Raw genomic sequence first — 21,175 nt, forward strand, 5'->3', positions numbered from 1 at the left:
ATGGGTATCAAATTTTCAAAATCTGAGCGTTCGACCATTGGGATCGAATGGGAACTACAGCTAATTGATAAAGACTCCTTTGACCTGCGGCAATGCGCGAGCGCGGTGATGGAGGAAGTGGAGCGGCTGCACCCCCAAGACACCCTGGTGCATAGGGAGATGCTACTTAATACCGTAGAAGTAATATCCCGTCCTCGCCACAGGGTTCGTGATTGCATCATGGATCTGAAAGAGGGGATTAATCTGGTACGCCCGGTTACTTCCGCGCTGCGAGTGGAGCTGGCAGCTGCCGGTTCCCACCCCTTCGCTAACCCCAGCTATCAGCAGGTTACCGATAGTAAACGCTATGAAGAACTGGTTAATCGCACTCAATATTGGGGACGCCAGATGCTGCTTTTTGGTACCCACGTGCATGTGGGGGTAGAAGACCGCGACAAAGTCTTGCCGATCCAAAACTATTTAACCAGCAAACTTGGTCATATGCAGGCGTTATTCGCTTCTTCGCCCTATTGGGCGGGAGTCGACACTGGCTACTGTGACAATCGGGCAATGGTATTCCAACAGTTACCCACCGCCGGCAAGCCTTATCAATTTGAAACCTGGGAGCAACTGGAAGAGTTCACCGCGGGGATGTTAAAAACCGGGGTGATTGATTCCTTCGACGAGGTGCGTTGGGATATCCGCCCCTCGCCTAAGTTTGGCACCATCGAAGCGCGAGTAGCAGACGCCTCTTCCACTATTAAAGAGGTCGCCGCCTGCGCGGCACTTACGCAATCCTTGGTAGAGACTGCTTCACGGCACCTAGACTCCGGTAAAGAACTGCCGGTACTGCCCGACTGGTTCGTGCGGGAGAACCGCTGGCGGGCGGCCCGCTACGGGATGGATGCCATCTTGATCGAGGACGCACACGGGGAAGAAGCCCCACTCAGCGAATCTTTGCCGACTTGCCTCGAGAATCTGACTCCCGCCGCCGAAGACCTAGGATGTGCGGAAGAACTCTGGTCAATCCTAGAGATGGTGAAACTAGGTGTCGGCTATCAGCGGCAACGCGCTATTTTTGAACGTACCAACTCTTATGAGACGGTAGTAGCTTTCCTAATAGCCGAAATGGAGGCCGGCGAGCCCTTAAATCCGGAATGTTTCGTAGACAAATCCCTGCATAAGAGCGGGGTCAAAGGATGGAAAGTCCGTGTCCGTTAAGAATGCCAAGTTCTCCTAGCGTAACACTTAAGGAGGGCGCGGGAAAAGATACGACAGGGGGCTTGAGCCGAACTTGTTGAGGCTCACGGGGTCCCCGGAGTGTTTTTCCCACGCCCGTTGCCAGCGGTGTCTTGCGCTGCTAACACGTTATTAACACGGGGAAGGATTATAGCTGTTTGGCATCTGTGAGCGCGGGGGAAAGTTTTTCCTCCCGCCCAAGAAATCGGGGAGAGAATAGGTCTCTCCCCGATTTCTTATGCCCACCGCGCCTGCTCGGATAAAACTTTCCCCCACGCCCGGTTCTGAAATCTCTCTGAGCTATTAACGCGTAAGCGCTACTGCTTAACTAGCTGTAAACATGTCATGATCAACGTGCTTACGCACTATTAGCCAGGCGAGAGCCAAGGCTAGGGTTACGCACGCGAAAGCGATAATAGCGGTTGGCCCCAGTCCTCCCTCGAACCACATAAGCACAATCATTGCCCCCAAAACTGCTAATACCAGGTAGTTAGAGTAGGGCGCGAGAGGAACATGGAACTTGGGGCGTTCCAGACCATTCTTTCGACAGTGACGCACAAACAAAATGTTTGAAATCATGATTGATCCCCACATGGCACAGATCCCAATCCCCGCCATATTGGCAATCACATCAAAGGCTTCATTGGGGTAGAACAAATTCACCATAACCCCCACTAAACCGATAGTGCCAGCAGCGATAATAGCCGCATAGGGAACCGCGTTCCGGTTCATACCGGACAAGAAACGAGGGGCAGACCCGGATACAGCCAGAGAACGCAGACCTCGACCACAAGTGTAAAGTTCCGCGTTAATAGCGCTAGCAGCAGCCAGCAGTACCACCAGATTCATGATGTGACCAGCAGCGGGAATACCTATGCCACTAAAGAAAGTCACAAACGGTGACTCGTTACGGTTATATACGTTATAAGGCAACAGCAAAGTAAACAGCACGATACACCCTACGTAGAACAACAGAATCCGCCACATCATAGAGTTGACTGCCCGCGGCATTTCCTTTTGGGGATCCTCGGCCTCACCGGCGGCAGCCCCCAAATATTCAGAGCCACCATAGGCGAACAAAATCCCTAAAGATAGGGTCACCATAGTGAATGCGCCCTTGGGGAATAGTCCTCCATGCTCGGTGATCGCGTGCACGCCGGGAGTGTAGCTGTTTCCATTCACCGTTAAGGAAATCCCGAAAACAATCGCCACTACAGCCAAAATCATAAAGACCACAATCGCCACGACTTTAATCATCGCGAACCAAAACTCGAATTCTCCGAAAAACTTTACGCTGGCCAGATTGACAATCACCATTAATGCCAGGGCGATAAAAGCCCACGCCCACAAGGGGACAATCTGGAAGGGCTTCCAATAATGCATATAGTTAGCGATTGCAGTGATATCCGCCATTAAAGCAGAAGAATAAGTAATAAAGGCAAACCATCCGGTGAAATAGGCGCCACGCTCGCCCATAAACTCGCGAGCGTGAGAAATAAATCCCCCGGAAGAGGGACGGTAAAGGCTAAGTTCTCCGAGGGCGCGAAGCATTAAATAAGCAATCCCACCGCAAATTGCGTAAACAATAGCAACTGACGGTCCCCCGTCAACGATACGTCCAGATGCGCCATAAAACAGGCCGGACCCGATGGCCCCGCCCAGCGCAATCATGCGCATGTGGCGAGACTTTAACCCTTTGCGGTAGCCCTCATCGGATTTATCACGATGCGGGGTGCCGCTAATCGGTTTTTGAGTTTCGCTCATTAGATTTCTCCTAAGTTTTACCTTTTATGCTCGATATCAGAGCACATAGGGAGTATAAGTTAGGGCAGTGACAGACATTTTAGGTAGTCAGCATGTGGAATCAGACATTTATATCAGGAAATATTTAGGTAAAAGCGCCCCCGGTCACGGTAGACTTAGGGCGTAACCGTGACTGGCGTAGGTGGGATACCACCGGGGAACAAGTGGTCAATCAGTCGCTCGCCTGGGCTGATTTGGCGCTACGAAAATAAGGAAAACTCAATGGGAGACAAGCTTCTTATTCAATCCATATCGCAAGTAGATCCCGAGATTGCAGCGGTGCTAAACCAAGAGCTAGAGCGGCAACGTGGCACTTTGGAAATGATCGCTTCCGAAAACTTTGTGCCGCGCGCCGTGTTACAGGCGCAAGGATCCGTCCTCACCAATAAATATGCGGAAGGCTACCCGAGCCGGCGTTACTATGGTGGCTGCGAGGCGGTAGATGTGGCCGAAAACTTAGCACGGGATCGCGCTAAGGAAGTATTTTCCGCCGAGTTCGCTAATGTGCAGCCCCATTCGGGTGCGCAAGCCAACGCAGCAGTGCTATCGGCACTGGCTAAGCCGGGGGACACCATTATGGGGCTGGCGTTAGATCACGGCGGGCATCTTACCCACGGTATGAAAATCAATTTCTCCGGTCAGCTCTATAACGCCACCGCCTACCAGGTAGATAAAGAGAGTAGCTGGGTGGATATGGATCAGGTGCGCGATGCGGCCTTGAAATATCGTCCCAAAGTTATTATCGCGGGCTGGTCGGCGTATCCTCGCCAGGAAGACTTCAAAGCTTTCCGAGAAATCGCGGATGAGGTTGGAGCCTACCTCTGGACAGATATGGCGCACTTTGCGGGGCTGGTAGCCGCGGGATTACACCCGAACCCGGTGCCGTATTCCGATGTGGTTTCTACGACCGTCCATAAGACTTTGGGCGGGCCGCGTTCCGGGATGATTTTGTCGCGCGATAAGGAACTCGGAAAGAAAATTAATTCCGCGGTTTTCCCCGGTCAGCAGGGAGGTCCGTTGATGCATGTAGTTGCGGCGAAAGCAGTCGCCATGAAGATTGCTGGCAGTGACGATTTCAAAGACCGGCAAAAACGCACTTTAGAGGGAGCTAAAATCCTGGCCAAGCGGTTAACTCAACCAGATGTGGCCGAATGCGGGATCTCCTTACTGACTGGAGGAACCGATGTGCACCTGGTGATGGTGGATCTGCGTAACTCCCAGCTAGATGGGCAACAGGGCGAAGATTTGCTGCATGAAGCCGGAATTACCATTAACCGCAATACGGTGCCTTTCGATCCGCGTCCTCCGCGGGTAGGATCCGGGCTGCGGATTGGTACCCCGGCGCTTGCTACTCGCGGTTTCGGGAAGAAAGAGTTCACCGAGGTAGCGGAGATTATCGCCGGAGTGCTGGTAGATGCTTGCCAGGGGCAAGTCGATAAGTCCAGTTATCGCGAGCGCGTAAATGCTTTGATTAAACGTTTCCCGTTGTATGTGGGGCTCAATCAGGTAGCGTAAAGCGCAATCAATAGTCGATGGGGGAGCGGGCAGACTGGTAGGGTCTGCCCGCTCCGCAAACTAAGGAGAAGAAATGCGTAAAGGTTGGAGCGGGGACGCGGTGCTGCTGGATGGGGCGGCGCGGGCTCGGCAATTGAAAGAAGAAATGCGTCAGCAAGTTGAAAGCCTGCATAAACAGGGGATTAAACCGGGACTCGGCACTATTTTGGTGGGAAGCGACCCGGGTTCGGTCTCCTATGTGGCCGGTAAACATCGTGACTGTGCCGAGGTAGGAATCGAGTCGATTCGGGTAGAACTTCCAGATACCGTTTCGACTGCCCAGGTATTAGCCGAGATTGAAAAACTCAACGAAAATCCAGCTTGTACCGGCTATATTGTGCAGCTGCCGCTGCCTCGCCAAGTCGACGTTAACCAGGTGTTGGAGGCGATCGATCCCGATAAAGATGCTGACGGACTACACCCCATGAACTTAGGAAGGCTGGTGCTGCGGGTTAAAGAACCGGTAACCTCCCCGCTGCCTTGTACCCCCAGAGCCTGTATCGATCTGCTGCAGCACTACCAGGTGCCGTTAGAGGGCGCGCAAGTGTGCGTAGTGGGACGGGGAACCACGGTGGGACGTTCCCTGCCGTTAATGCTGACCCGCAAAAATATTAATGCCACCGTCACCTGTTGCCATACCGGAACCCGGGATTTAGCTGTCCATACGCGCGCAGCGGATGTGATTGTTGCCTGCGCGGGATCGGCGGGAATTATTAAACCCGAGATGGTTAAACTGGGCGCAGCAGTCCTGGATGTGGGGGTTTCCCGTGGTGCAGTTAATCCAGAAACCGGGAAGGCTCGCCTAGAGGGTGACGTGGCAGAGGGCGTTGACAAGGTAGCGGGCTGGCTCTCGCCAAACCCGGGGGGAATCGGTCCCATGACCCGGGCTAATCTGCTGCTCAACGTGGTGGAAACCGCGATGCGACACGCCAACTAGATGGAGAGTTCTCTATGCGGATCTGGAAAGTTTCGACTGCTTTAACCTGGGCGGCAACTTTGGTGCTTACGCTGGGGGCTTGTACTTCCACGCCTCAGGCCACCCCTAGCACCTCGACGCCGGTAAACACTCAGGTAAATAAAGCGTTTTGTGTGGTGGAAAAACAGAATTCGCAAGATATAAGAGCCGTGGCGTTAGGGAAAGCTATGGGGGAGGAGTTAGCTAATCCCGATAACAAACAAGTAGCTAAAGCCGTTAATCTCAGCGTGAAAACCGCGGAAGAAATCGCGGGAAAACTCCAGGAAAAGAAATGCAAAAATGTGCTTTCTTTAGAACCGGGATTTGCGTGGGCTCTGTTACAGATTGCTAGAGATCACGCAGACATGAATTTTGCAGTCATGGGAGCGGTCGGGAAAACGGATGCGTTAACTAATGCCAGTGGCATAGATTTTGATTTGCGTGAACCAGCTTTCCTCGCCGGATACGCCGCGGCCGGCGTCACGAAAAGTGGTTTAGTAGGAGCCGTAAGTGACCTTGAGACAGATAAAACCGCTAAGGAAGCGGGCGATCGTCCCGGTATCTATACTCCATCTTCCTGGGCAAATAGCTTTCGTCTCGGGGTCGAGTACTATAACCAGTTTAAAGGTTCGGGAGTTAGACTTGCCGCTTGGGATCAAAGCTCTGGACAGCCAGTTCAGGTGACAAGTGTGCAGCTGCGCGACCAGCTACTCAAATTAGCGGATAACAAGGTGGACATTGTTTTCGTAATGGCACCTCCGGGTGAATCCGGCGTGGTAGAGGGACTCGCGGCAAAAGAAGCCACCGCTATCTGGAACGGGCAAGATTTAGCCGCCGCCTCCCCAAAGCTAAAGAGCAACGTGCTCACTTCGACAGTGGTTGATCCTTCCGGGTGTGTAAAAAAGTTGCTCAAGCAATTGCAAACCGGTTCGATTGGCGGGAACGATTACCGGGGAACTCTAAAGAACTCCGGAGTTAAACTCGCTGGTTGGGGCGAATATGCTCCTAGGTTTTCTGATAGTCTCACCGCCGAATTGGCAGGGATTCGCAGCCAAATCGACAGCAAGAAAATTGATATAACCAAACTTGCAGTTCACCAAAAATAGTAGCGGGCGCAAGGTAAAGGGGAAATATGCTCAAGATAGCCACAGTTAATGTCAACGGGATTCGGGCAGCGTTCCGTAAAGGAATGGATACCTGGCTGGAACAAGCAAATCCCGATGTAGTGTTGGCGCAAGAAGTACGCGCTAGCGAAGAAATCACCCAGGAACTTTTTGGGGATAAATGGCAGGTGGCAGTAAATGCCTCGCAGCTCAAAGGACGGGCGGGAGTAGCGGTCGCGGTGCGTAAATCCTCGCCCTGGCAGCTAGAAGATTCCAAAGCCGATACGGTACCGGTCGCGGTTCCTCAAGATGGCGGCCGCTGGTTAGAAGCTGTTTTAGCTAGGGATGAAATCGAGGGGGGTGAGGACGCGCGGTTGCGGGTAATCTCTGCTTATTTTCATTCCGGGGAAGTCGGATCTGAAAAACAAGACCATAAAATGGCACATCTAGAGCGAATCGGGCACCGGCTGGAGCAGCTTATCTCCCCGGCCGCGTCCTCGGAGAATACCGAACCCCTAGTGCTGGTAGCCGGGGATTTCAATGTGGTGCATACCGAGCTCGATATAAAAAACTGGAAACCGAACCACAATAAACGCGCCGGAGTCTTGGATGAAGAAATCGCCTTCTTGGATCGCTGGCGCGAGCAGGGTTGGGTTGACGTGGTACGCGCCCTAGCCGGTCAGGTGCAAGGGCCGTATTCCTGGTGGTCGTGGCGGGGTAAAGCCTTTGATAACGATGCCGGGTGGCGCATCGACTATCAGCTGGCCACCCCACGACTAGCGGCGGCGGCAAGCAGTCAGCAAGTGGATCGCGCCACGGCCTACGACCAGCGGTTTTCCGACCATGCCCCGGTGGTAGTTACTTACAAAATATAAAGTCGCGCTTGCCAGTGATAATAACTGGCAAGCGCGACCTAGTTAGTAGTTAGTTACTTGCTGGCTTTCGGGTGAGTCATATCTGCAACATTGAGGGCTTTATCTAAATCTTCCTCACTGATTTCCCCACGCTCAACAAAACCCAGATCCAGAGCCGATTCCTTGACCGTCATTTTCTCTTTCACCGCGTGCTTAGCGATTTTAGCGGCATTTTCATAGCCAATGTAGCGGTTCAGAGGGGTAACGATGGAAGCCGAAGATTCTGCCAATTCTAGGCAGCGCTCCGGGTTAGCCACGATGCCATCCACGCAACGCTCCGCTAGCAGACCGGCAACCGCTCCCAGACAGTTAATCGACTCTAGCAGGTCGACTGCCATCACCGGCAGCATTACTAAGAGGTCGAAGTTGCCTTGCGCGCCCGCGAAAGCAATCGTCTGATCGTTACCGATAACCTGGGCAGCCACCTGTACCGTGGCCTCCGGCAAAACCGGGTTGATCTTGCCAGGCATAATCGAAGAACCGGGCTGCAAATCTGGCAGAGTGATTTCGCCGAGGCCGCAGCGCGGCCCAGAAGATGCCCAGCGCAAATCGTTAGCAATCTTGACGAAAGAAACCGCTATCACCCGCAGCGCCCCCGACATTTCTACCAGGGAATCTTGCGCAGCTTGCGCCTCGAAATGGTTATCTGCCTGACGGAACGGTAGATCCATATTTTCGGCGATCAGGGCAATTACCCGCTCGGAGAAACCTTCGGGAGTGTTAATCCCGGTACCGACGGCCGTGCCACCTAAAGGTAGCTCCGCCAGGTTCTTTTCTGCGTCCTTTACCCGGTCAATGCCTTTGCGTACCTGCGCGGCGTAACCGGAAAATTCCTGCCCCAGCATAATCGGGGTGGCATCCATCAGGTGAGTGCGCCCAGCCTTGACGATGTTAGCGAACTCTTCAGCTTTCTTTTCTAGGCTGGTGGCCAGCTGATCTAGTTTCGGCAGTAGGGCGTGCTCAACGGCCTCATAAGCGGCGATATGAATCGAGGAGGGGAACACATCATTAGAGGACTGGGAAGCATTCACATGGTCATTGGGGTGAACTTTGCTGCCTTTAAAACCGGTGGCTAAAGTCGCGACCACCTCGTTGGTATTCATATTCGAGGAAGTGCCAGACCCGGTTTGGAAAATATCAATCGGGAACTGGTCATCATGTTTACCAGCGATAACCTCTTCGGCGCCTTTAACGATCGCGTCACGGGTTTCGGAATCGATTACCTCCAGTTCAGCGTTAGCGATCGCCGCGGCTCGTTTGATTTGACCGAGGGCTGCAATATGGTGGCTGGAAAGAGTACGACCCGAGATTGGGAAATTTTCTACCGCCCTTTGGGTTTGGGCTGCATAGAGGGCATCCTTAGGAACCCGAACTTCTCCCATAGTGTCATGTTCAATCCGATATTCTTCGCTCACGTGTAGCTCTCCTTTGACGATAGTGAAAAACGATTACTTAGTTTCTAGCCTACCCGGGTTTAGTGGGAATAGTCCTGTCAAAAGCTGGGTAAAATCACTACCAGCTATGGGATTTTCTTTTATAAGGCTGGTAACAGCTTAGACTGTAGCTAGCGACAGAAAGTAGGAGCACCATGAGCAATAGAGCCTCAGACGATCAACCTACCGAGTATCTGCCGGGGGGAGCGATGGCAAACGCCTATGTTCCACGCGGACGTCAAACTAATCGACGGATTACCCGACAGGTAGCTCAGCCCGATGTTGACAGTGCCGCGCAAAGAAAAATCTCGGTACCAAATCCGCCTGCAGGCGCCCCCTCGGCCGTTGGGGATGCCGTCGCTATGTCCGCAAATGCCCAAACGGAAGCAATCCCGGCGGCTAACGCTCCCGCCGCAAATAGCACCGGTTATGTGCCTTCCCATGCGGCGGGTACTCGGACACCTGGCGGTTCCACGCAGCCCTATCCAGATTCGGGAGCGGCAACTACCAAACTGCCTCCAATTGATCCGGCCGCTGCCACCCCGCAAGTTGATTCTTTCCCGCAAGGGGTTCCGGTATCCTACGATCCTAAAGTCGACGCGGAAAAACTACGTGAAGAGCAAGAATACGAGGAAGAGCGCGCCGATAAACGCCGCCTGTTGAAAGTAGCGGGAATCGTGACTGCGATTGTGGCGCTGCTGACGGGAGCGGTAGTTGTAGTGGCGCTAATGATTTCCTCTCGACAAGTCTTGCCACCGGCAGAGCAAGAAAACACTACCTCTCAAAGGGTTACTACCAGTTCTTCAACTCCGGAAACTACCCGCAGTCAGCCCCAGACACAAGAGCCAACTTCCAGTGAGCCTTCGCAAACTGAAACTACTAGCCGAGAGCCAACGCCTACGAAGACTACTGCCAGCAACCGGCCTACCGCTGAAAATCCAACCCCATCAGAGGAAGCGCCCACCGGAAGTCAGCAGCCCAGCGAACAGCCTAGCGAGCAGCCCACCCCCAGTGAGAGCAACTCCCAATAAAAGTGAGAGAACGCGCCCACCTTACCCAAATGATCACAACGAAGGGTAGGAGTGGACGCGCCCTAAGGTTAGGAGGGTTTACTTAGCGGTTTTACTGGCCGTAACCGCTGCCCCTACAATCCCGGCGGTGTTACGCAGTTCCGCCGGAACAATCGGGGTTTTAATATCCAATAGTGGCAAGAACTTCTCGTGTTTACGAGAAACACCCCCGCCTACTACAAATAAATCCGGACTAAACAGCTTCTCTAGTTCCTGATAGTAACGGGTTAGGCGTTTCGCCCATTTCTTCCAACCCAAGTCATCACGTTTACGCACCGAGGCAGCTGCCCGGCTTTCCGCGTCATGACCATTAATCTCTAGGTGACCGAGTTCGGTATTAGGAACTAACACTCCATCAATAAACAGGGCAGTTCCAATCCCGGTTCCTAAGGTAGTAAAAATAGTGACCCCGGGCTGATCTTTAAAAACGCCATATGCTTGCTCCGCAACTCCAGCAGAATCAGCATCGTTTAGAACCGCAACCCTGCGCCCTAACGCTTTAGAGAACACTTCCGCTGCGTCACAGCCTACCCATTCTTGACCCAGGTTAGCGATGAAAGGAACTATCCCTGCGGGAAGGGGAGCCGGGAAACAAACCCCCACTGGCACGTCCTCGGGAAGGTCAAAATGAGCTAGGACATCCGCCGCAGTTTTTGATACCGCTTCCGGAGTTGCCGGGTAGGGGGTTTCTATCCGGAAACGTTCCTGGGTTAACTCTCCAGTTTCTAAATCGACCGGAGCTCCTTTAACTCCAGATCCGCCGATATCAATGCCAAATGCGATAGCCATTTGTTACTCCTTGCTAGGCAGAGTCAGTATTTCTGCGCCGTATTCAGTTACCACAACGGTGTGTTCAAACTGGGCAGTTCGGGAACGATCCTTTGTTACTACTGTCCAGCCGTTGTCCCACTGTTCCCACTCGATTGTACCTAAAGTGAGCATCGGTTCGATAGTAAACACCATTCCCGGCTCCATTGCGGTGTTATAGGAGGGTGCGCAATCATAGTGAGGGACAATCAGACCGGAATGGAATGCCTCTCCCACGCCGTGACCAGTAAAATCACGTACCACTCCATAACGGAATCGCTTCGCGTAGGCGCTGATTACCCGCCCAATAATGTTTATTTCCCGCCCCGGCTTCACGGCTTTGATCCCGCGCATCATCGCGTTATAGGTGCGTTCCATCAACAACTCAGATTCTTTATCCACCTGACCCACGCTAAACATGGCGCAGGTATCCCCGTGTACTCCGTTTTTATAGGCAGTGATATCCACGTTGACAATATCGCCTTCCTGCAACGGTTTATCGTCCGGGATCCCATGACAAATAACTTCATTCACCGAGGTACACAGCGATTTTGGAAAACCCATATACTGCAGGCAAGACGGGTATGCTCCCTGAGAAACAATATATTCGTGACCGATTCTGTCGAGTTCATCGGTAGTTATCCCGGGCCGAATCGCTTTACCTACCGCTGCGAGGGCATCGGCAGCGATTCTCCCGGCGGCGCGAATTTTTTCAACCGTTTCCGCGGATTTGATATCGGAAGCTGTTACCTTTTCAGGGCCGTCATGGAAAAGGTACTCCGGGCGTTCGATATTTTTAGGCACGTCAAGCTCGGGACTGATTTTTCCAGCTTCCTGATTACCTAATGGGGCGCGCTGCGCAAGTTCTTTAAGGCTAAGTCCTGGATATTCATTCATGCTTCTATCCTACGCGGGCAGGGGCGGGTTGTTTACCGGCCGAGCTCATTTAGTGAAGAAGACTCTAGACAGACTCGCGAGCAACGTATTGCAGAATCTGACCGCTGGGGGCTTTGCCTAAATCTAGGTCGCCGCCCTCGCGCTGCGCGATATGCGTTAACTCTTGATAGGCCAAAGCTGGGGTATCTACTACCACCGACGATAGGGGCGGACGGGAAACCTGCCCCGAGGGCGAATCGAAGCCCCCAACTACCGAAGCGTCCTGGGGAACCATCTTGCCGCATTCGCGTAGGCCATGAACCACCGCCATGGCGGCCATATCATCAATCGCGCAGAACCCATCTAAGCCTGGATGCTTTTGCAAAGCCCCCAAAAGATAGGAAGGAATGACCTCGGGGTCTTGGGGGAGTACCAGTTGGGTGGGGGCAGAAAGTCCCGCCGCCTGGCAAGCCATTTGGGCAAAGAAGTAGTAAACGGTGGCGGCCTCTTCCGGGTATTTCCCGCGCCAATGCACGAAAGCTAGGTTGCGCCGATTACGTGATGCCAAGGCATCTACCTGGATTTTCACCATTTGGAAGGTCATTAAACTGGTTGGATTTTGCCGATCCTTGCCCTGCGTCAAGGAGTCAAGAACCGTAGCTCCACACTGTTCTAGCTGTTCCATAGTGGTCTGATCTAAGGGCAGGAGCGGTAAAACTGCCGCGTCGGTTTCCTTAATCGTTGAAATCAGATTTTCCGGATGATCTTCGAGGTGAACGGTGCTAACTACGCTAACCCCGGCCTGGGCTAGCAGCACCGTCATATCGCGCAGCAAAGCAGAGTTAATGGCGCCGATATCAACGCAGGGCACAACGAGATCAACTTTCGTTTTTCCAGCCAGGGTCGCCAAAATGCCTCCTCAATTGCAAGTGTGATTCCATTCTACATATTAATGCCGTTCATACCGATAATCTTCGGGTTTTAATGCCCCAAAAGGCGTGAAATCTCTAAGAGTTTCGCTTAGCGAGCGCAAATTACCCCGGAATTTGCTCGGCAACTAGAGTGGAAGACAAAAGGGAAAGACTTATTCAAGAAAGGTGAACCAGTGTCTGAGGCGACCACACCTATTTCTCCGTTAGATCAAGAGGGAATAGCTCGGGCAGTTGAGGCCGCGAAAGCGGATTTTTCTGCGGCGGGCTCACTAGACGAATTAAAGAGGGCGCGGGGAGCGCACCTGGGGGATAGCGCCCCGATCATCCTGGCGAACCGGGAGATTCGCAACCTCGAAAAGAAAGACAAAGCCCAGGCGGGAAAGAATCTGGGCGGCGCCAAGAAACAGTTGCACGCCGCTTATGATCAGCGCCGCTGCGCCCTCGAAAAGGAAAAAGAAGCCCAAACCTTGGCGACGGAAGCTCTGGACGTAACCCAGGTGGCCGGGCGCTACCCGCAGGGAGCCCGCCATCCCCTCGAAACCCTGATGGAAGATATTTCTGACTTTTTTGTGTCTATGGGTTGGGAAATCGCGGAAGGTCCGGAAGTCGAGCACGAATGGTTTAACTTTGATTCTCTCAACATTGATCCCGATCATCCGGCGCGTCAAGAGCAGGACACCCTCTACATAGATGGTCGCTCTTTGGGAGGAGAGGCTTCAGGGGAAGGTAACCTGGTGCTGCGCACGCACACTTCACCCGTCCAAGCGCGAGTGATGCTATCGCGAGGAGTGCCAGTTTATATTGCATGCCCGGGAAAAGTATTCCGCGCCGATGAACTAGACGCCACCCACACCCCGGTATTTCACCAGGTAGAAGGACTAGCGGTGGATAAAGGTCTGACTATGGCGGATCTGAAGGGTACCTTGGATCACTTCGCGCAATCTATGTTCGGGATGGAAGCGAAAACCCGGCTGCGTCCCTCGTTCTTCCCTTTCACCGAACCCAGTGCAGAAATGGATCTGTGGTTCCCGCAAAAGAAAGGCGGCCCGGGCTGGATCGAATGGGGAGGCTGCGGTATGGTCAACCCGAATGTGCTGGTAGCCTGCGGAATTGACCCGGATGTGTATTCTGGGTTTGCCTTTGGGATGGGCATTGAACGCACGTTGATGCTGCGGCATAGAATCACCGATATGCACGATATTGTCGAGGGCGACGTGCGATTTTCTAAACAGTTCGGTACTACCGGGAGGGGAAACTAGCAATGCCATTTGTAGCGCTTGATTGGCTAAAAGATCACGTTGAGGTAGTGCCGGGTACGGATATCAAACAGCTGTCCTATGACCTGGTGAAGGTAGGTTTGGAAGAAGAAGCCATCCATCCCGCCGCGGTAATCGGGCCGTTGGTGGCAGGACGGGTTTTGACCCTGGATGCCAAAGAACAATCCAATGGGAAAGTTATTAATTATTGCCGAGTAGATGTGGGCAAATTTAATGACCGTCCCGGGGAAGGCAAAGAGCCCTCCGACCTACCCAGTCGCGGAATTATTTGCGGCGCCCACAACTTTAAAGTTGGAGATTTAGTGGTGGTGTCACTGCCGGGCGCAGTTTTGCCCGGTGATTTTCAGATTGCTGCCCGTAAAACCTATGGACATGTTTCCGACGGGATGATTTGTTCCCAGCGGGAACTAGGGATTGGTGATGACCATAACGGCATTATCGTCCTGGAACAGTTGCTGCCAGAAAAGGCCGCAGCCGGGGAGCTACCTGCTCCTGGCGAATCGGTGATTGAACTGTTGGGATTGGGGGAGGAAACCCTAGAAATCAATATCACCCCTGATCGCGGCTACTGTTTCGCTATGCGCGGGGTGGGACGTGAATACGCGCATTCCACCGGGGCTAAGTTTACCGACCTGGGGTTGGCGGAAAACCTTCCTTCCGGGTCAGTCCCGGCGGTCAGTGACGATGGTTTCTCGGTGAAAATCGCAGATGAGGCTGGCGTTAATGGCAAAGTTGGGTGCGATCGTTTCGTCACCCGCATTGTGACTGGCGTTGACGCGCAGGCGGCGACTCCGGACTGGATGGTGCGCCGCCTAGAGCAGGCAGGAATGCGTTCTATTTCTTTGGCGGTAGATGCCACCAACTATGTGATGCTGGATTTGGGGCAACCCCTGCATGCCTACGACTTGAATAAAGTGTGCGAACCGATTGTAGTTCGCCGGGCGAAAGCCGGCGAAAAGCTAACTACTCTCGATGAGGTAGAACGCACCTTAGATTCCGAAGATCTACTGATCACCGACTCCCCGCAGGGCGCGGAAGGCTCCCGCGTGCTGGGGCTGGCCGGCGTAATGGGAGGCGCCTCCACCGAGGTGACCGCCGATACGGTGAACGTGCTGGTAGAAGCGGCGCATTTCCAGCCCACTTCGATTGCGCGTACTGCGCGGCGACATAAACTGCCCACCGAAGCCTCCAAACGTTTTGAGCGTGGCGTGGACTTTGAGCTGGCACCGGTGGCTGCCCAACGGGTAGTGGACATTCTGGTGGAATATGGCGGAGGCAGCGACAGCGGGCGGGTCAGCGACCTCAATAACACGGAGCCTTTCGCGGAAATCGTGATGCCGCTGCATGAACCGGCGCGGCTGACCGGAGTGGAATATGATCAGGAAACCATCACCCGCCTGCTAAAAGAGGTCGGGTGTAAAGTGCGGGTAGAAGAGGGTAGGGTCATTGCCCAGCCGCCTTCTTGGCGTCCCGATCTGACCGGACCGGCACATTTGGTAGAAGAAATTGCTCGCCTGGCCGGCTATGACACCATTCCTTCGCGCAGGCCGCTCCCGATTGCCGGACGCGGATACACCCCTAAGCAGCGGGCTCGCCGTGACGTGGGGCGGGCGCTGGCGCAAGGCGGCTTGGTGCAGGTGCTTTCTTATCCCTTTATTTCCGAGGACGTGTTTAATAGCGAACTGCTAGGAGAAAAGGATGTGCGGCGTCAAGCGGTGCGGGTAGCTAACCCGCTAGCAGATGATCAGCCGTTGCTGCGCACTTCGCTGCTAGATACTTTGCTGGGGGTAGCCCAGCGCAATATCGCGCGCGGTAATGAGCAGTGCGCGATATTTGAGACCGGTTTAGTGACCCGAGGAATGGGAACTGAACTTACCGGTTCTTTCGGGGTCGAGCAAAAACCGGATCCTGACCAGCAGCGCGCCCTCGAAAAAGGAGTTCCTTACCAGCCAGAACATATTGCTGGAGTGCTAGTGGGGCAGGCGGAATTGGCCGGCGCGCTGGGCGGCGGACGCTCTTATGATTGGGCGGACGCAGTGGAGTTCGTGCAGACAGTGGCGCAAACGTTAGCGGTACCGATGCGTCTGCAAGGTAAAGATGGTCGCCAGCGGGTAGCTAACGACAATATGATGGGGGCGCCGGACTCGCCGGAGGCAGTCGCGCCTTTCCATCCGGGCCGGTGCGCGCGGATCGTGGTGCGGGGCACTTGCGTTGGTTTGGCTGGGCAGCTCCACCCGGCGGTTTGCCGCAACTTTGGCTTGCCGGAATCTGCATGCGCTTTCGAGATCGACTTCGAGAAGTTCACTGCCGCGATGCCGAAGAAAGATTTGCAGGTAAAGTCGGTATCGTCCTTCCCGCCCGCAAAAGAAGATATTGCTCTGGTAGTCGATGCGGATATTCCCGCGGCTGACGTGCAGCAGGTGATTGAGAAACAGGCGGGAGACCTGCTGGAAGAAGTACGTCTTTTCGATGTTTTCAGCGGTGAGCAGCTAGGCGCGGGCAAGAAGTCACTGGCGTTCTCGGTGAAGATTCGCTCCCGGGAAGGCACGCTGAGTGCCGGTGAGATTCAAGCGGTGCGCACCCGGATTATTAAGGCTACCGCGAAGAAGTTCAAGGCGACTTTGCGAGCTTAACGGGGATAATCGCTGGTGGTGATGAGGGTGCAAACTCGCCCTCATCACCGCTAAATATAGAGGCCGAGGAAGTTGGAAACCGGGAAGGCAGGGGTGCCCCGTGCGGGACTTGAACCCGCGACCCACGAATTATGAGTTCGCTGCTACTAACCAACTGAGCTAACGGGGCGAATCTAGCCTACCGGATGGTGGGCAGAATACTGAATTTTGTCTAGGGTGGGGAACGTGACTAACATTTTGCGAAAATTGCGGGGGCGCAGGATCCCGGATGCGGTAAAAGCCGTCCTGACCTCCTCGGATAGAGTTTTTGAATTCCTAACGGTAGCGGAGGATCGCTTCCTGGTTGTGACCATGCAGGCATTAACTGAAGTGGAATCTGGGCAGGTAAAGTCACGTTTTGGCTGGGATGAAGTTTCTCACGCCCGCTGGGATAGCGAGGCGGGAAAGCTGCGGATTGTTTTCCATGAGGGCAAAGATCTGGTTCTTACCCCGATTGAAGCTCCCAAACACAACTTTATGGACATCATCCGGGAGGCGCTGAGCGAGGCGCAGGTGTTTATTACCCCTCTAGAGCTGCCTTCCGGACAGAGAGTTAGCGCACAGATATTGCGTGACGATAACCGCAATTTACGTTTACATCCGCCGATATCTAGTTTTCAAAACCTCGATGACCAGCAGTATTTGCGTTCAGTAGTGAGCGAATGGGAACAGAAATTGGGAATTGTTCTGAGGCGCGAAGATTAGGAAGTTTTCGCCCTCTCACGGTAGGCTTATTCAAGTCGATCCCCCATAGCTCAACGGTAGAGCATTCGACTGTTAATCGAAGGGTTACTGGTTCGAATCCAGTTGGGGGAGCTCAAATCCTCAGTGCTTACCGGCACTGAGGATTTTTTATTTTAGCGCCACGTAGGGGTGTTCGAGGTTGATAGCAAGAGAACGTAGTTTCCTCATATCGCGTGAGACTTACGTCCGTTGAGGCACATTTCCTAATCTGATAATATTTTAACTGTTTGCCTTGGTGATTTTGGTCACCGCTAGTGGGCACTCCAATTTCAAAGTTGAGGGTTGAGATAGGTCATTGAGGGGTGACCTAAAGGAGATTTACGAGCAATGAAGCAGCATGCCGCAAAACTAACTGCTACCGGATTCGCTTTGGCCTTGGCGGGAACGCTACCGGCTACTGGGATCGCGCAAGCCGCTCCCGAGCCTACCGTGCCCACTGATCCCACAGGTACTGAACAGCAAAACCAGCAAACCAATCCAAAAATTCAATCGGAAAAGAACCTGGAAGCTGCGAAGAATACCGCCCAAGAGAGCGCAAATAAGGCCGCGGAGGCGGAAACTCAAGCGCAAGTAGCTGCAAAGAAAGCACAGGAAGCTACCGAAAAATACGGAGAAAAGTCTGCGGCTAGCGAAAAGGCTAAGCAAGATGCCTTCGATGCCCTAGCGAAAGCACAGAAAGAGAGCGCGCAAGCGGCAAGTGATGCTGCCAGCCTGCTTGAAAAAGCCAATGAGAAGAAAACGGCGGCCGAGAGCGCCGCAAAAGCTGCGAGCGAAGCCGTAACTAAAGCCGAGCAAGCAAAGGCGGAAGCAGATAAAGCAGTCGCGGATAATCCTGCTCCCGATGCTGGACAGCTGCAGGCAGCCAAGGACAAGGTAGCTGCCGCCGAAAAAGCCAAGCAAGAGGCAGACGCCAAAGCGGCCGCAGCACAAAAAGCGCTGCAAGACGCACAGGCAAACGCGCAAACTGCGGCTACGAATTTGCAATCCGCCATGGAAACAGTCAACCAGGCTACGCAAGCAAAACAAGATGCTGAGGCTGAGGTAAGCGCCAAGGAACAAAAAGTTAGCGAGTTAGAAGCAAAAGTTAAACAGCTGAGTGAGGACGCCGAGCAGGCGTTAAAGGACGCACAGGCAGCGGTAGAGGCAGCTAAAGAACAGGTGACGGCAGCTAAGAACACTGTTGTGCAACGGGAAATAGAGCTAGAAAACGCGCAGCAGGCAGTCCCGGCTGCGCAAAACGAGCTGCAACTAAAACAGGCGGTAGTTGAACAGGCTAAAAAGGATAAAGCTGCTGCAGACCAGGCAGTGCAAGCTGCTGGGGAACAGGTAAAAGCCGCGCAAGCAGAGCAGAGTAAAGCGGAGGCGATTTTAGCGACCCGCCAGGGTGAAACTGCGACTGCCAAGAAGGCAGCGGATGCGGCTAAAGCCGCACAAACTAAAGCAGAAAAAGATCTCGAAGAAGCGAAGACTAAGAAACAACAAGCCGACGCAGCGCTCAAAGCCGCCGAAGCCGAAGTGGCGAACGCGGAAAAAGCGGTGAAAGAAGCTGCCGAAAAATTCAAGAAGGGCAGCTTTGGGTTCTTTGAAAGTGTAGGGGCAACGGATGCTCTTGAGATTTTGAATGATAAAACCACTACCGCTGACGATGGCACCTTGGTGAACGGCACTTTGAAACCCGGAGCTGCCAATGACACCACCAATTTAGACAATATGAAAGAGGCCATTGCCTGGGTGCGAGTAGTGAATCAGTATCGCGCCAAAGGCGGACGCAATGGTGAAAAGCTTGACGATTACGTGATTACTGACCGCTTAATGGCGATTGCTCAGGCGCAAGCTAACTGGTCGAGGTACCAGATTGAGCACTCCAGTGCCTTTGGAGTGGCAGAAAACCTGGCATGGGGCAAGAGTGATCCGGTATTTAGATGGTACGACGAGAAATCCATCTATGAAGAAGCGTTGAAACAGCACCCCGATATGGCGAATATGTCCTCGTATCAGATTTATCAGAAGTACCCCAGCATATATTTCGATGTAGGGCATTACCTCAATATCGTAGGTCACTCAACTGCCACCGGTTTTGCGGGTGCAGCAGGTGAGGGGATTAAATATGGAGCTGTTTGGGGCGAGGTCTATAGCGGAGTCAGGCAGGGAGAAAAAACCTATACCGTTGATGAATACGAACAACGGTTTATGGAGTACTACAACTCGGTGACTACCGAGGGCGCAAAGAAGAAGCTCGCGGATGCGAAAGCAAAACTGGCAGCGTTGCAGGCAGAGGCTAAAACTGCAGGCGAAAAAGTAACGGCAGGCGAAAAAGCTGTAACCAACGCTCAGGCAGAGGCTAATACCAAGGACGCGGCTTGGAAAGCTGCCCAAAACAAAGAAGCTGACGCCGCTGCGGCGGTAGAAAGCGAAAAAGAAAAGGTTGCGGCAGCGGAGAACAATAAGAAGACTGCCGAGGGTATGCTCAAGGAAAAAGAGCAGGCAGTGCAGGCAGCTACAGAGGCGGCTACTGAAGCTAAGAGCGCCCTCGAAAATGCCAAGGCAGAATTAGCTACTGCGCAGAAAGCCCTGGAAACGGCAAAGCAGGACGTTAAAGACAAAGAGGCAGCGCAAGCAGAGAAGGAGAAAGAACTAGAAGAGCTGGCTAAAGGCACGGCGTTAGGAAAAGCTCAACAAGAGTTGTCCGAGACTAAAGCAGCTTTAACCCAGGCTAAAGCCAAAGCCCAAGCAGCCGCCACCCAGCTAGAAACGGCGACCCAGGCACTCCAACAGGCACAGGCAGCTAAAGAGACAGCAGATACTGCGCTCGAGAAGGCGACAACCGAAAATCAGCAGGCTGCGGAGACTGCCAGCCGGGCTGAAAGCGAGCGTGCTAACGCGCAAAAGGCGCTAAATCCACTTGTCGAACAGCAGATAGCTCACGATCAGGCAGCTGGAAAGGCGCAAAAGGCGGAGCAAGACCTGCAAGAGGCCGAAGCTATCGCCGACAAAGCTAATAAAGAATTGCAAGCCGTCACTAAGGTAGCTGACGAACTGCAAAAACAAGCGGAAGACAAGCAGACAGTAGCGGATAAACTGAAGGATATCGATGGTGAGCAGGCTTTGAAAGATGGCCTGCCCGCTGGGGACAGCGACCTAGACAATCTGGGATTGCCCGCGTCCTTTAATACCTATCGCGATGCAGCTACCGCTGCCGCGGAGGCGCAGAAAGAAGCAGAAGAACTCGCGAGACTGGCTGAAGCTGCGCAGGAGATCTTGGAGGATGCCACCGCGGCTAATCGGGAAGCTCAAGCCCAGCTGGCAGCTGCCCAGGCACAATACCACCTCTACCATCAGGTGCAGGCAGCCAAATCGGCCAATGGGCAAAGTGAGTTCCTCCCCGGTACTAAATTCCAGGTACGTTTCACCGGGTTTAGTCCTAATAGTCAGAACCACGTCATTATGCATTCAACCGTGGTTGACCTGGGGGTACATCCGGCGGTAGGAAAAGGCGAATTTATGGTATCCGTGCAGGCGCCACGGGAGCTAGGTGTCCACACCATCACCGCTACCAACGAATGGGGTGAGCGCGCTAGCTTCCAATTCGAGGTAGGCGAGAAACTACCGGCCAAACCCAAGGGAAAGAAAACCATCAAAACTGTCGTAGTGAAAGAAGTTAACACCGCTAAACCGGCGGCCGGTGAGCAAATGCCGGTAACCGGGGTATCGGTAACTACCTTGTTAGCTCTGAACTCGCTAGCGGTAGTCACCGGAGTGGGACTGGTAGCCGCCAGCCGCCGTCGCCCGCAAGAAATCTAGGAAATCACTTTCCCGT

General features: G+C 53.6%; 15 protein-coding genes, 2 tRNA genes and 1 riboswitch. Of the genes, 11 read left to right on the forward strand and 6 right to left on the reverse strand.

What is annotated here, in order from left to right; translation table 11 throughout:
• Positions 1–1,200, forward strand: a complete 1,200-nt coding sequence (locus E6072_RS05500; RefSeq protein ID WP_316694312.1) for a glutamate--cysteine ligase — start codon at positions 1–3, stop codon at positions 1,198–1,200.
• 342 nt (positions 1,201–1,542) lie between these two features.
• Here E6072_RS05500 and E6072_RS05505 read toward each other — a convergent pair whose 3' ends face one another.
• Positions 1,543–2,982, reverse strand: a complete 1,440-nt coding sequence (locus E6072_RS05505; RefSeq protein ID WP_316694315.1) for an amino acid permease — start codon at positions 2,980–2,982, stop codon at positions 1,543–1,545.
• Positions 2,983–3,144: 162 nt separating this feature from the next.
• Positions 3,145–3,218, forward strand: a riboswitch (ZMP/ZTP riboswitch).
• A 25-nt stretch (positions 3,219–3,243) separates the two neighbouring features.
• Between E6072_RS05505 and glyA the strand changes: the two genes are divergently transcribed.
• From glyA to E6072_RS05525, 4 genes are all read left to right on the forward strand, one after another.
• On the forward strand, positions 3,244–4,536 hold the full coding sequence (glyA, locus tag E6072_RS05510) for a serine hydroxymethyltransferase (RefSeq protein ID WP_316694317.1): 1,293 nt from the start codon (positions 3,244–3,246) through the stop codon (positions 4,534–4,536).
• 73 nt (positions 4,537–4,609) lie between these two features.
• Entirely contained in the window at positions 4,610–5,512 is a 903-nt protein-coding gene (locus E6072_RS05515; RefSeq protein WP_316694318.1) for a bifunctional methylenetetrahydrofolate dehydrogenase/methenyltetrahydrofolate cyclohydrolase, read from the forward strand.
• Between the two features lie 14 nt (positions 5,513–5,526).
• Complete coding sequence (locus E6072_RS05520) at positions 5,527–6,636, forward strand: BMP family ABC transporter substrate-binding protein (RefSeq protein WP_316694320.1); 1,110 nt, start codon at positions 5,527–5,529, stop codon at positions 6,634–6,636.
• 26 nt (positions 6,637–6,662) lie between these two features.
• Complete coding sequence (locus tag E6072_RS05525) at positions 6,663–7,508, forward strand: exodeoxyribonuclease III (protein ID WP_316694321.1); 846 nt, start codon at positions 6,663–6,665, stop codon at positions 7,506–7,508.
• A gap of 53 nt (positions 7,509–7,561) precedes the next feature.
• Here E6072_RS05525 and E6072_RS05530 read toward each other — a convergent pair whose 3' ends face one another.
• Complete coding sequence (locus E6072_RS05530) at positions 7,562–8,962, reverse strand: class II fumarate hydratase (protein WP_316694322.1); 1,401 nt, start codon at positions 8,960–8,962, stop codon at positions 7,562–7,564.
• A gap of 173 nt (positions 8,963–9,135) precedes the next feature.
• Here E6072_RS05530 and E6072_RS05535 point away from each other — a divergent pair, with 173 nt between their 5' ends.
• Positions 9,136–10,011: a hypothetical protein gene (locus E6072_RS05535; protein WP_316694323.1), complete on the forward strand. Its 876-nt coding sequence runs from the start codon at positions 9,136–9,138 to the stop codon at positions 10,009–10,011.
• A 78-nt stretch (positions 10,012–10,089) separates the two neighbouring features.
• On the opposite strand, the gene ppgK is transcribed toward E6072_RS05535, so the two are convergent.
• The 3 genes from ppgK to E6072_RS05550 form a co-directional block, all read right to left on the reverse strand.
• Entirely contained in the window at positions 10,090–10,839 is a 750-nt protein-coding gene (gene ppgK, locus E6072_RS05540) for a polyphosphate--glucose phosphotransferase (protein WP_316694324.1), read from the reverse strand.
• A 3-nt stretch (positions 10,840–10,842) separates the two neighbouring features.
• Entirely contained in the window at positions 10,843–11,754 is a 912-nt protein-coding gene (map, locus tag E6072_RS05545) for a type I methionyl aminopeptidase (protein WP_316694325.1), read from the reverse strand.
• 64 nt (positions 11,755–11,818) lie between these two features.
• Positions 11,819–12,643, reverse strand: a complete 825-nt coding sequence (locus tag E6072_RS05550) for a substrate-binding domain-containing protein (RefSeq protein ID WP_316694326.1) — start codon at positions 12,641–12,643, stop codon at positions 11,819–11,821.
• 195 nt (positions 12,644–12,838) lie between these two features.
• Here E6072_RS05550 and pheS point away from each other — a divergent pair, with 195 nt between their 5' ends.
• Positions 12,839–13,924, forward strand: a complete 1,086-nt coding sequence (gene pheS / locus E6072_RS05555) for a phenylalanine--tRNA ligase subunit alpha (RefSeq protein ID WP_316694328.1) — start codon at positions 12,839–12,841, stop codon at positions 13,922–13,924.
• A gap of 2 nt (positions 13,925–13,926) precedes the next feature.
• Entirely contained in the window at positions 13,927–16,575 is a 2,649-nt protein-coding gene (gene pheT, locus E6072_RS05560; RefSeq protein ID WP_316694329.1) for a phenylalanine--tRNA ligase subunit beta, read from the forward strand.
• 94 nt (positions 16,576–16,669) lie between these two features.
• Here pheT and E6072_RS05565 read toward each other — a convergent pair.
• A tRNA-Ile gene (locus E6072_RS05565) sits at positions 16,670–16,744 on the reverse strand.
• A 56-nt stretch (positions 16,745–16,800) separates the two neighbouring features.
• Between E6072_RS05565 and E6072_RS05570 the strand changes: the two genes are divergently transcribed.
• From E6072_RS05570 to E6072_RS05580, 3 genes are all read left to right on the forward strand, one after another.
• Positions 16,801–17,319 (forward strand): hypothetical protein, encoded by a 519-nt coding sequence (locus E6072_RS05570; RefSeq protein WP_316694330.1) that lies wholly within the window; start codon positions 16,801–16,803, stop codon positions 17,317–17,319.
• A 39-nt stretch (positions 17,320–17,358) separates the two neighbouring features.
• A tRNA-Asn gene (locus E6072_RS05575) sits at positions 17,359–17,430 on the forward strand.
• A gap of 255 nt (positions 17,431–17,685) precedes the next feature.
• The gene (locus E6072_RS05580; protein ID WP_316694331.1) at positions 17,686–21,159 is read left to right on the forward strand and encodes a hypothetical protein; all 3,474 of its coding nucleotides are present in this window, start codon (positions 17,686–17,688) and stop codon (positions 21,157–21,159) included.
• Positions 21,160–21,175 lie beyond the last annotated feature (16 nt).

The sequence above is a fragment of the Varibaculum cambriense genome (assembly GCF_032557235.1).
Lineage (GTDB): Bacteria > Actinomycetota > Actinomycetes > Actinomycetales > Actinomycetaceae > Varibaculum > Varibaculum cambriense_C.